General features: G+C 35.3%; 13 protein-coding genes. 10 read left to right on the top strand and 3 right to left on the bottom strand.

What is annotated here, in order from left to right; all coding sequences use genetic code 11:
* Nucleotides 1-234, top strand: coding sequence for an RNA chaperone Hfq (gene hfq / locus SAY88_RS07275; RefSeq protein WP_034632138.1), 234 nt, complete (start codon nucleotides 1-3; stop codon nucleotides 232-234).
* A gap of 208 nt (nucleotides 235-442) precedes the next feature.
* Here hfq and SAY88_RS07270 read toward each other — a convergent pair whose 3' ends face one another.
* Both SAY88_RS07270 and SAY88_RS07265 read right to left on the bottom strand, forming a co-directional pair.
* The gene (locus SAY88_RS07270) at nucleotides 443-1435 is read right to left on the bottom strand and encodes a tyrosine-type recombinase/integrase (protein ID WP_332630577.1); all 993 of its coding nucleotides are present in this window, start codon (nucleotides 1433-1435) and stop codon (nucleotides 443-445) included.
* A gap of 81 nt (nucleotides 1436-1516) precedes the next feature.
* Nucleotides 1517-1699: a hypothetical protein gene (locus SAY88_RS07265; protein WP_332630576.1), complete on the bottom strand. Its 183-nt coding sequence runs from the start codon at nucleotides 1697-1699 to the stop codon at nucleotides 1517-1519.
* Between the two features lie 420 nt (nucleotides 1700-2119).
* Here SAY88_RS07265 and SAY88_RS07260 point away from each other — a divergent pair, with 420 nt between their 5' ends.
* The 9 genes from SAY88_RS07260 (at nucleotide 2120) to SAY88_RS07220 (ending at nucleotide 10556) form a co-directional block, all read left to right on the top strand.
* The gene (locus SAY88_RS07260) at nucleotides 2120-2833 is read left to right on the top strand and encodes an MgtC/SapB family protein (protein WP_332630574.1); all 714 of its coding nucleotides are present in this window, start codon (nucleotides 2120-2122) and stop codon (nucleotides 2831-2833) included.
* Nucleotides 2834-3052: 219 nt separating this feature from the next.
* Entirely contained in the window at nucleotides 3053-4027 is a 975-nt protein-coding gene (locus SAY88_RS07255; RefSeq protein ID WP_332630572.1) for a metal ABC transporter substrate-binding protein, read from the top strand.
* A 147-nt stretch (nucleotides 4028-4174) separates the two neighbouring features.
* On the top strand, nucleotides 4175-5347 hold the full coding sequence (locus SAY88_RS07250; protein WP_332630571.1) for an FAD/NAD(P)-binding protein: 1173 nt from the start codon (nucleotides 4175-4177) through the stop codon (nucleotides 5345-5347).
* Nucleotides 5348-5490: 143 nt separating this feature from the next.
* Nucleotides 5491-5940 carry a Fe-S cluster assembly sulfur transfer protein SufU gene (gene sufU / locus SAY88_RS07245; protein ID WP_332630569.1) on the top strand — a complete coding sequence of 150 codons (450 nt, stop codon included), beginning with the start codon at nucleotides 5491-5493 and terminating at the stop codon, nucleotides 5938-5940.
* 20 nt (nucleotides 5941-5960) lie between these two features.
* Nucleotides 5961-6476 (top strand): MogA/MoaB family molybdenum cofactor biosynthesis protein, encoded by a 516-nt coding sequence (locus tag SAY88_RS07240; RefSeq protein ID WP_332630567.1) that lies wholly within the window; start codon nucleotides 5961-5963, stop codon nucleotides 6474-6476.
* A gap of 7 nt (nucleotides 6477-6483) precedes the next feature.
* Nucleotides 6484-7419, top strand: a complete 936-nt coding sequence (locus SAY88_RS07235; protein ID WP_332630565.1) for a CobW family GTP-binding protein — start codon at nucleotides 6484-6486, stop codon at nucleotides 7417-7419.
* A gap of 198 nt (nucleotides 7420-7617) precedes the next feature.
* Nucleotides 7618-8736 (top strand): NAD(P)/FAD-dependent oxidoreductase, encoded by a 1119-nt coding sequence (locus SAY88_RS07230; protein WP_332630563.1) that lies wholly within the window; start codon nucleotides 7618-7620, stop codon nucleotides 8734-8736.
* Entirely contained in the window at nucleotides 8720-9871 is a 1152-nt protein-coding gene (locus SAY88_RS07225; RefSeq protein WP_332630562.1) for a nucleoside recognition domain-containing protein, read from the top strand. The genes SAY88_RS07230 and SAY88_RS07225 overlap by 17 nt, the downstream gene beginning before the upstream one ends.
* A 292-nt stretch (nucleotides 9872-10163) precedes the next feature.
* Entirely contained in the window at nucleotides 10164-10556 is a 393-nt protein-coding gene (locus tag SAY88_RS07220; RefSeq protein ID WP_332630561.1) for a (2Fe-2S) ferredoxin domain-containing protein, read from the top strand.
* 148 nt (nucleotides 10557-10704) lie between these two features.
* On the opposite strand, the gene SAY88_RS07215 is transcribed toward SAY88_RS07220, so the two are convergent.
* Nucleotides 10705-11886, bottom strand: coding sequence for a GTP-binding protein (locus tag SAY88_RS07215; RefSeq protein ID WP_332630560.1), 1182 nt, complete (start codon nucleotides 11884-11886; stop codon nucleotides 10705-10707).
* Nucleotides 11887-11910: the final 24 nt, after the last annotated feature.

Here is an 11910-nt window from a genome sequence, read left to right as displayed (position 1 = left end):
ATGAAGCAACCTATTAATATTCAAGATCAATTTTTAAACCAATTACGTAAAGATAATATTTCTGTCACTGTCTTTTTAACAAACGGATTTCAAATCCGTGGCTTAATCAAAGGCTTTGATAACTTTACGGTCATTTTAGAAACAGAAGGGAAGCAGCAGCTTGTTTATAAGCATGCTATTTCTACATTTGCTCCGCAGCGTAACGTTCAGTTGAAGTCAGAAGAGCAAGAATAAGAAAAGCGCCTAGAAGGGCGCTTTTTCTTATTCTTTGCTGTTTTTTAATTTCTGCTCAAATATTAAAAGCAATAAATAGAAACTTTTTGTCACATCATTCCACATTAACTTTTCTATCAATTTATTTTGATGTATTGATTGTATAACCGTTTTTTTCTGAGTTCACAATTACAACAAAAAAATGATGAAACAAAAGAAAAATGCGGGATTAGGCTGACCCCGCTAATAAACGTTGCTTCTGTTCCTTTGTAATTGATTGAATTGTATTTAGGTAACGGTTCATTGACAATGGTGTCGTATAGCCGATCCACTGAACTAACTCATCGGATGTCATCCCATTTAAAAGAGTGGTTAATATAAAAGTGTTTCGAAGTGTTTGAGCACTAATTCCTTTACGTAATTGCGCGCGCTTTACTTCCAACCGAACCATTTTCTGAATGGCGATCATAGACATCCGTTTTGGTTTGTCATCATCATAAGACCAATGAAACGTTTTACGCTTAAAATCAAATGAGACTATCAATGGATCTTCACTATAAAAACGAGGTCTAACAGGCTCTGGGATGCTCTTAAAGTATGTGTAGGCTAATTGTTTGTGATCTTCGGCCATAACAATCACTCTATTGTCCTTTTGAATGTGTAATTCATTGCGTTCAAATTTTATATCTCTCATCGAAAGCTGCTGGACTTCATGTAGTGTTAGACCATAATTTAAAAATAGTCGAACAATAAATTCATTCCGTTCCTTATAGAAATGAAATACTTCAAGTTGTTGGTCGGAAAGGCTATTTGTTGATGATATCGAAGTGAGAAATTGAGCTTGTTCTTTCCGCTGTAACCAATCTGATTCTTCTAGTGGATCTGAAGAAAGCTCAGGAGGCTCGATTTCGGCCATAGGACTTAGTTCACTTTGGCCCAAGGATTTACGGTACTGATGTACTTGTCTTAACACACTGTGAATGCGTCGAATTGTTCGTATATTATACTTTCTCACTTCCATCAAATCATGAAAGAAAAGCTCGAGCTCCTCTTTTGTAATGGACTTCCAGTTTATTTCTTCTGTTGTTGAACGTGCCTTATGCAGCCAATATGAAAAATCATTCAAATCGTAAATGTAGCGTTTAATAGTTGAATTTTTTCGCCCTTTCGCTGCTAATTCGTTAATGTAGTTATCAATAAATGAAGGAAACAAATATTCCATTGTATACACCCCTTCCTTATTGATACTATTTGATGTATTTACATAATTTCCTGCATGAACTTACTAGTTTGAACTCTCGTATTATTTTGAAGGGTGTTTGGACTTTTCTTTTTTTTCGATTACATGGTCGTGAAAAATGTAACTGTAAGGTTCTGATTTGATTGATCTTTTCTTTTCATGGTTGGGTGAAGAAGTAACTGCAGCAAATAATATAACGATGAAACATAAACCGAATAAACTAATGATTCCAGTTAATAGTTCCATAAAATAGTCCCTCCTTTACGATCTATAATTATCGTAAAGCGTGAAACGCGTTTCAGAACAAGTGAAAAAACACACTTTTTGATAAAAAAATATCATCAACAAATAAATCATAACGATAATTGGGATTATAAAGGAAAAAGGAAAGTCAATTGTATTCAATACCTAAAACTTTTAGTCTTATTTAGAGTATCTCCTTGGATAAAATCACCATTTTATCAAGAAGAAAATTTCAAGAAGTTTCTTCTGATGCTCTATTTATGTCAATTTATCTTATTGTTAAAGCATATAATGTAGAGAAAAGATGGTGGGAGTTTTATGTTAAATTACAGCCTGTTCGGATAATTAAATTCCACATATAGTAAATTCTTGCTGCGATTGTTATTGCTAAGTGGTAAGAATTGGGAAGAAAGGGGAAGAGGAATGTTTTTAGATTTCGTTATTGTTGGAAAATTAAGCTTAGCATTGTTTTTAGGAATGTTAATTGGGATTGACCGACAATTAAAACATAAGCCTCTAGGACTAAAGACATGCATGGTGATTAGCGTAGCAAGCTGTCTTGTTACAATTGTTTCGATTGAAGCATTTCATATATTTGCAACGCCTACATTTAGTGCTATGGATCCGATGCGTTTAACAGCCCAGATTGTAAGTGGTGTTGGCTTTTTGGGAGCTGGTGTTATTCTTAGGAGAAGCAATGATGTAATCTCGGGATTAACAAGTGCAGCCATGATTTGGTCAGCATCTGGACTCGGTATAGCTGTAGGGGTAGGGCTTTATTTTGCGTCTTTGGTTGCAGTTATTCTCTTTATTATTGCTGTTAATGTACTTCCTGCCATTATCAAATTAATTGGACCTAGCGCATTAAGGGAAAGGGATGTTTTTGCAAAAATAGTAATGGAACCAAATTATAAAATGACAGATCTGCTCCAAGCAATCGAAATGAAAGAACATGATTTTTATGGAAGACAAAAAGGGGATATTAAAATACGCAATATTAAAATACGTGATCTGGACAATGGCAACCAACAAATCAAGATTACAATCTCAGCTCCAGAATATATATATACAACAGACCTATATTACATGTTCAAAAAGATTGATCATGTCTTAACAGTAGACCTTGACCATGTTTAGAATTTGCCTGAGGAAGAAGTAGAGATTCTACCTGCCTTAGGCATTTATTTTTTTGCTAAAAACGTAATATATTTATAAAAATATCTAGACAAAAAAAGCAAAGTATGAAAAAATATAATTGTTGCGTTAGGGAAACAATTATTTTTTTGTTTAAAAAGTTTCCTTTGTCCAAAATAATTAGAAGTGAACAACTGATATTTTTGAAAAGGAGAGGGAATCATGCTAAAGAAATTGGGTTTTTTCTTATTTGTACTAAGTCTATCGTTTTTCGTATTAATAGGCTGTAGTGCAGAAGAGACACAACAAGAAGAATTGGATGATGAACAGCAAGAGGAAACAACAGAGTCTGAGGGTTCAACTGAAGAGGCAACAAATGAAGAAGAAGGTGGCCTTGTTATTACTACAAGTTTTTCAATCCTAGGAGACATTATCGGTACGATTGTTGGAGATAGAGGAACAGTTGACTACATTGTTCCAATTGGCGAAGAGCCGCACGAATATGAGCCCGTACCAAGTGATTTTCAAAAAGTTAGTGATTCAGATGTCTTTTATGTCAATGGACTTGGCTTAGAAGAGTGGATTGAGAAGTTGGTTGAAAGTGTTGGTGGCGATATTTCCATTGTATCTGTGAGCGAAGGCGTTACACCAATTATGCTTGAAGGCGGTGAGGAAGAAGATCCTCATGCATGGATGAGTGTAGAAAATGTCAAACTTTACGTTGAAAATGTTGTAGCCGACTTAATCGAACGTGACCCTGAAGGCGAAAGTACGTATCGTGAAAATGCAGATGCATATTTAGCGGAGTTAGAGGAATTAGATACTTTTATAAAAACGGAAGTAGAAGCGATTCCTGAAGAAAATCGAGTGATTGTTATTAGTGAAAATGCTTTTAAATATTTTGGTGAAGCATATGGTTTTCAAACTGAAGGAGTATGGGAAATCAATTCTCATGAAGAAGGTACTCCTGGACAAATCGCACGTGTAATCGATGTCGTAAATGATCAAGGGATTCCAGCTATTTTCGTTGAAACAACAGTAGATCGCCGTTACATGGAGTCGGTATCAGGTGATACTGGAGTAGAAATAGCAGGTGAAGTGTATACAGATGCTGTTGGTCAAGACGGCAGTGGTGCAGAGACTTACATTTTAATGATGAAACATAATGTTGAAACATTTGTAAATGGTTTGAAGTAAATGGTTCTTGAAGAAAGTAGCTCAGATTGATTTGGGTTACTTTCTTTTTTTATGTTTGATTCTCCTTTTAAAATCGATTAAAATAAATTAAAACGTAATAATTACGATTTAAAAAGTGATTTTTTAGATAGAAATGAGGGGAATAGAATGTTAGAGTGGACAATCATTGGTGGAGGCATTCAAGGATGCACACTGGCCACTTATTTAATTAAAAGAAAATGTACAACGATTTCTAATCTTGCAATCGTTGATCCACATTCTGAACCACTTTTTACTTGGAAAAGGTGTACGAAAACAGTTGAAATGCCTTTTTTAAGATCACCGTCTATTCATCATCTAGATATTGACCCATTTTCCCTTGAGAAATTTGCAAAATCTGAAGGTGGTAAACTGTCTTCTCACTTTTATGGACCTTATGATCGACCGTCGCTTTCGCTTTTTAACAAACATTGTGATGTCCTTTTTGATGATATCCAGTTACAAAAAAGTTGGATTCAAGGGCGGGTGATTAAGCTGGAGAAGGTGAAGCAACATTGGCAAATTACATTAAAGGACGGAAGACAAGTAGATAGTAAAAATGTTGTCTTAGCAATGGGATTAAGTGAGCATCCGTTCATACCAGATTGGGCAAAAAAATTGCAAGAAAAGGGAGCGAACATCCAGCATATTTTTGAAAACAGTGTGAGTGAAGACGAAAACCCCACAGGAGAAATCGTTATTGTAGGAGGCGGAATTAGTGCTATCCATACTGCTTTAAAATGGAGTAAAAGACGACCTGGGAAGGTAAGACTCTTAACTAGACATCCTCTTCGAACACATCAATTTGATTCCGATCCAGGGTGGCTTGGCCCCAAAAAGATGAAATCGTTCGAAAAGGTTACATGTCTTGAAAAAAGAAGAAAAATCATTACAAGTGCAAGATTTAGAGGATCCATTCCCAAAGAATTAAAAATGAAGATATTACGGGAGGAGAGAGAAGGACGTCTTGAATTGATCATTGATGAAGTGCCTACAGCATCGTTTGAAAATGATGAAATTATATTAGATTTAAAGCAGACATCCATCCATACGAATCAAGTGTTATTAGCGACAGGCTTTCATGCAACTCCCCCAGGTATAGAGTGGTTAAACCGTACGATAGAAAAGGAACAACTGCTTTGTGCAAATTGTGGGTATCCGATCGTTTCTGAAGACTCATTACAGTGGGGAGATAACCTATTCGTCATAGGAGCACTTGCAGAACTCGTAATTGGACCCGTTTCGCGAAATATTTCTGGCGCGAGAAGAGGGGCAGAGAGAATTGTTCAGTTTCAATCATAGTCAAGAAATGAAATTGAATTTTTGTATGTGAAATGCCAATTAAATATAGTACCCAACAACAGTTAGTTAAAGGAGGTTCTTAGAAAGCATTTCTTAGACCTCCTTCTATGTTGATAATTTTATAAAACCAAAGGAGGGGACGAATGCTAGATCAATTATATCGTAAACTCGTTATCGATCATGCAAAGTATAAACGAAATTTCGGCAGACTAAAAGGAGAAGGAGTACGTAAAATTCATTATAAGAACCCAACTTGCGGAGATGTTATTACTCTTTATATACATATACAAGACGAGTTACTAACAAATGTTTCATTTGAAGGGGAGGGCTGCAGCATTAGTATGGCGTCTTCATCGATGATGACAGAGTTAATTCAAAATAAGGATATTAAAACCGTCTCCTCAATTAGGAGTGAGTTTGAACAGTTAATCCGTCAAGGTGAACAATCTGATGATCAAATTGACTTAGGAGATGCCTTATCATTGCAAGGGGTACATAAGCTAAAGGCACGTCATAATTGTGCTTTGATGGCTTGGCAGGCGCTAGATAAAGTTTTACATGATGTTGATTCTTATAAAGGAATGAAGAAATAATTTAAAAGGAGAATGTAGCAATGAGTGTAATGGAACATAAAAAAGAAGCACCAAAACAAGTTAGATGTAAGGTAATAACTGTAAGCGATACGCGTACGGAAGACACAGATAAAAGCGGAATGTTAATTCAGGAATTTTTACTTAAACAAGGACATGTATTAGAAGATTATGAGATTGTAAGAGATGAAAAACAAGAGATTAATAATGCTCTTCAAAAAGGCATTCAAGCAAAAGAGATTGATGCAATCCTTTTGAATGGTGGAACGGGTATAGCTGATCGTGATGTTACAATCGAGACGGTAAAAGAAATGTTAGATAAAGAGATTGTTGGGTTTGGAGAGTTATTTAGAATGCTAAGTTATACAGAAGATATTGGAGCAGCAGCGATGTTGAGCCGGGCAATTGCCGGTGTCAGTAATCATACGGCTGTATTTGCCATGCCAGGATCAAGCGGTGCTGTAAAGCTAGCCATGAATAAATTAATAAGTTCAGAACTAGCACATGTAATTAGAGAAATTAGAAAGGATTTGAAGTAGAAATATAATGAATAAACAATCAGTAGATATTTTTATTTTAAGTGGCTTTTTAGGTAGTGGAAAAAGCACGTTGTTGAAAGAACTAATTCAACTGGAAAAGAAACAAGGCAGACGCATGGGCGTTTTAATGAATGAGTTAGGTGATATTAGTATTGATTCGGCTATCATTCCAAGTAATACTCCTCTAAAAGAAATGCTTAATGGATGCATTTGTTGTACGATTCAGGGAGAGTTAAGTGTACAATTGAATGTTCTTATACAAGACCATGAGTTAGATGCTATTTACATTGAAGCAACAGGTGCTGCTCACCCCTTAGAGATAATCGATGCTTGTACACATCCTATTTTAGCGAGCAAAGTAAATGTGAAAGCAGTATTAACCGTTGTAAATGCAAAACAATGGTATGAAAAGAAAATGAGTAATAAGCTCAAAAAGCTTTTGGTAGAACAAGTTAAGTATGCCGATGTCGTTCTTATAAATAAAAAGGATCAAGTGGAAGAGAGTGTGCTGAGTCTAGTAAAAGAAAGTATTAAGGAAATCAATGATCAGGCTATTATTTCGAGTGTTACGTTTGGAAAATGGGATTCTTTATTTTTATATAAAAAGGATCCACATTTAGGCGAATACAGTCAAACGCTTGACGGCACTCATGACTCACATGTTCATGATCATTTACATTTAAGAACGGTATCATTTCCTGTTAATCAAGCCATTGATCGAATTCAATTTTTGCATTGGCTAGAAAGAATGAAGGGACAACTGATTAGAGCAAAAGGATTTATCTATTTAAAAGAAAGTCCTGGTCTATTTTTATTTAATTATGCTTACGGTGATCCTGTTTTTGAGCGATATAAAATGGATAAGACTTATCATCCTGTACTTGTTTTTATTGGAGAAGACTTAGATCAAGTTGAGATTGAACAGGGGTTAAGAAAGTTATAAGAAAAAAAGATTGACCAAATCAAGACGACTTTTTAGGGGTGGTCTTTTTTTGGAGTATATAAAGATATAAAGGTAGACCGTAAAAGAAACTTGTTATGAATATAAAGCTTTGACAAACTAGAAGGAAGCGGATAGAATTTATGATAATCGTAATCGTTACGATTATGTTGTTTATCTTGAAAGAGGTGTAAGAAAGCAATGAAAAAAGAATATGATGTTGTCATCGTTGGTGCAGGACCGGCAGGAGTAGGTGTTGCTACGGTTTTAAATCAGATGGGGTTAACTAATTATGTCATAGTTGAAAAGAATTCAGTCGGTAGTACTTTTACTAGATGGCCAAAAGAAATGCGACTACTTACTCCTTCTTTCCCTGGTCACGGGTTTGGCCTACTTGATTTAAATGCCATTGTCCCAGAGACTTCTCCGGGATTTACGTTTCAATCAGAGCATTTAAGCGGAGAAGAATATGCAGAGTATCTTAAAGCAGTTGCTAAACACTTTCAATTACCTATTGAATTAGGTATTGATGTAAAAGAAGTGAGGAAAACTTCAAGCGGTTATCGTTTATACACAAACAAAGGGGGCATTAGTTGTACATATATTGTATGGGCAGGTGGAGAATTCCAGTATCCTAATTTACAACCATTTGAAGGCGGTGAACTATGTCTTCATAATAGTAAAGTTCACTCTTGGGAGGATTTAAAAGGAGATGAATTTTTCATTATTGGTGGTTATGAAAGTGGAATCGATTCTGCTATACATTTAAGCCATTTAGGAAAAGATGTAACAGTACTTGCTAGAGAAGAGACTTGGACAAATTATAGTCCAGATCCTAGTATTTCATTATCACCTTTTACGTGTGACCGTCTAGCAGAATTGAATGATTCTGATCAACTTGTTTTAAGAGGTAATGCTGAAGTAATGAAGGTTGAAAAGAAAGAGGAAAATTATAAGATTTATCTTACTAATGGAGAAATCATTGAAAGCTCTACTCAGCCCATTTTGGCAGCTGGCTTTAAAAATAGTCTCTCATTAATTTTGGAACATTTTTATTGGAATGAAGAAAACCAAATTGAGTTAAATGAGGTAGATGAGTCAACGGTCTCAGAAGGTTTGTTTTTAGTTGGGCCGCAAGTGCGTCATGAACCGATCATCTTTTGTTTTATTTATAAATACAGACAACGCTTTGCAGTTGTAGCAAAGGAGCTATGTGATCGGCTTGGCATTGAGGTTAGTGAAGAGTTGCTTGAGTTCTACAGGAGTTCAAATATGTACTTAGATGACTTATCATGTTGTGGAAATGAGTGCATTTGTTAAAACGATGATACAGTCAAACAAAGAAGAGATAAATCAAGAACTATCTATTTTAGGTGTTTGGAGTATGTTCGGTTGCCTGTTAATTATTCTTGTGATTTATGGCTTGCCTGTGTATGGTGCATATGCCATTTCCACTTTTGTTGAACCAATTATTGAGACATACTTTATTCAACGAGTAGAAGGATGGTTTAGTCAAGCTCCATCTTTACTTGCAGAAATCGTAATTGGTCCATTTGGTTTATTAACGTTAGGTACGTATTCATTTGTTTGGGCTTTTCCTGTTGTTGTTCTTATTAGTATTTCCATCGGGATAACAAATGATATTGGTCTAAAAGATCAAGTAACAGTTGCGGTAGATCCTTGGCTTAGAAAGATTGGTCTTACAGGTAACGATATCATTCCGGTTCTTACTGGATATGGGTGCAATGTTGTTGCTGTTTATCAAAGTAAAGGATGTTCAGTTTGTTCAAGGAAACAGTGCCTATCAATGATCTCGTTTAGTTCAGCATGCAGTTATCAAGTCGGTGCGGCTTTATCTTTATTCAGTGTGGCAGGGAAGCCATGGATGTTTTTTCCTTATGTTATTGTTTTAGCAGTTATTGGAATGATTCATACGAGGGTTTGGTACCCCAACCAGCATAAGCTTCAAAGTGACTACTCAATAAAAACCAAATCGCTTCGTAAGGTTAGTCCTGTTGCTGTTTTATTAGCTGTACATGAAGCGAGCAAACAATTCTTTTTTCAAGCTATGCCTATTTTTTTAGTAATTTGTGTAGTAGCTTCTATTTTTCATAGTTATAAAATACTTGATATTCTCTCACAAAAGATTGGGCCTATATTCGCTTTGTTCTCTTTACCTCAAGAAGCAAGTCTAGGTATTCTTTTTTCTATTATTAGAAAAGATGGTATTTTACTTTTTAATGAAGGGAATGGACAATTGCTTTTAAGGTTGACTGAAATGGAATTGTTTATTCTTGTATATTTGGCATCGACGTTGTCATCATGTATTGTGACTCTCTTTGCTATTTGGAAAGATGCAGGAAAGTCTATTGCTATTCAAATTGCTATAAAGCAGGCCATAACATCCCTTGTCTCTTCCTTACTTCTAGTGGTGATTTGGAAAGTGTTTTTTTGAGAAAAAGAGAAATTTAAAATGGGAGAAAGTTATCAGAGGTTTGATATGGAAAACTAATTAAGCATGAAAGTAATAAATCCTGAGGGGAAAGATGGAGTAATTATTGAAATATGCCATGGTGTTGCAATTATATTATGGGAAGACATAAGAAGAATGGTTTGATTGCGAAGATGTTAATCAAATAAAAGAGTACTAGGTTATATAATTTAAATCGTAATAATAACCATTATCGATCGGTGATGTGTTATGTAAAATTAATAATATCCCCTTATAAGAAAAAGGAGCTGAAGAAATGGCTACATGGAATTTGACTGATACACAACATCACATTCTTATTTGCAATGGAAGTAGCTGCAATAAAGAAGGAGCAGAACAATTAACGCAATCTATTAGAAACGAGATAAGTTCTAAAGGCTTAGATTCTATGATTCATACATCAAGAACGCTTTGTAATGGACGATGTCAAGATAAATGTGTCCTAATTACTTATCCTGATGGGATTTGGTATAAGGAAATGTCTAGTAACGCTGCTCCGCAATTTATTGAATCATTAATGACAGGGAGTTTATTAGAAGACAAGGTCAGTCATGTATTTAATGGGAGAGCGTTTGAGCCAACTAAAGGAACAGTTTTAGGTGTTGAAAAAAGTGGGGACATCGTAAAGAAAGTTTCGAAAAAATTATAAAAAAGTGTATTATAAAATTGTAAATGGTATAGTTGAAGAAATTTTTGAAACGAACAATGACTGTATATATTGTACTGTGCAATTTTAATAAAAATAAAGCTGTTAAGATTAACTTCTTAACAGCTTTATTTTCAAATAAAATGATCTTTTATGCTTCTACATATTGAGGAAGCGGATCGTGTAGTTTAGTCCAATCTGAATCCATCTCACCATCTGTTAGTAAACAATGGTCAAGGGAGTTGCGAATTTCTTTATGGTTCATATCAACACCAATTAAAACTAGTTCGGTCATTCGATCTCCAAATTCCGGGTCCCACTTTTCTTGTAATTCAGGTTCCTCAAGGAGGGCTTTCTTTCTTTCTTCTTCAGGATAGGCTGCAACCCACTCTCCAGCACCTTGAATGGTAACTAAAGATCCTGATTGCGAAATCAATCCAGCCATAGAATTACGTGAAGCAACCCAAATGAATCCTTTTGCTCGTACCACATCAACCGGCCAATTTTCCAACCAGTTCATTAAGCGCTCTGGATGGAATGGTTTTCTGCTTCGATAAACGAATGAGGAAACACCATATTCCTCTGTTTCAGGTGTATGTTCTTCATTTAATTCCTTAATCCATCCAGCAGATTGACTCACTGTATCAAAGTCAAATTTACCTGTATTTAAAATAGAAGACATTTCTACCTTAGAGTAGGAGGTTGGAATAATATCAGCGTCTGCATTTAATTTCCTCATGAACCCTAATAACTCATTTTTATCGACTTCTTTTAACATTTCAACCTTATTAAGAATAATTACATCCGCAAACTCAATTTGATCGACTAGTAGATCTGAAATTTCACGTGTGTCAGATTCATCTGTCCCTTCTTTACGATCAAGTAGTGATTCGCCTGATGCATAATCATCCCAAAAGCGATTCGCATCTACAACCGTTACCATTGTATCAAGCTTACATTTTTTCGTTAAGTCGATCCCTAGCTCCTCATCAATATACGTAAATGTTTGTGCTACAGGGACAGGCTCACTAATTCCAGACGATTCTATTACGATGTAATCGATGTCTCCAGCATCAACGATTCGCTCTACTTCTTGCATTAAGTCTTCACGAAGGGTACAGCAAATACAGCCGTTTTGAAGTTCTACTAGTTTTTCCTCTGTTCTAGAAAATCCATTATTTTTCACAAGCTTAGCATCAATGTTCACTTCGCTCATGTCATTGACAATAACAGCAACTTTTAGCCCTTCGCGATTCGTTAGGATATGGTTTAATAATGTCGTTTTTCCCGAACCTAAATATCCACTTAATACAGTAACTGGAATCTTTTTCATTATATAAATTCTCCTTTTAAACAG

The sequence above is a fragment of the Halalkalibacter flavus genome (genome assembly GCF_036663575.1).
Lineage (GTDB): Bacteria > Bacillota > Bacilli > Bacillales > Bacillaceae_D > Halalkalibacter > Halalkalibacter flavus.
This window is presented reverse-complemented; position numbering and strand designations above follow the sequence as displayed.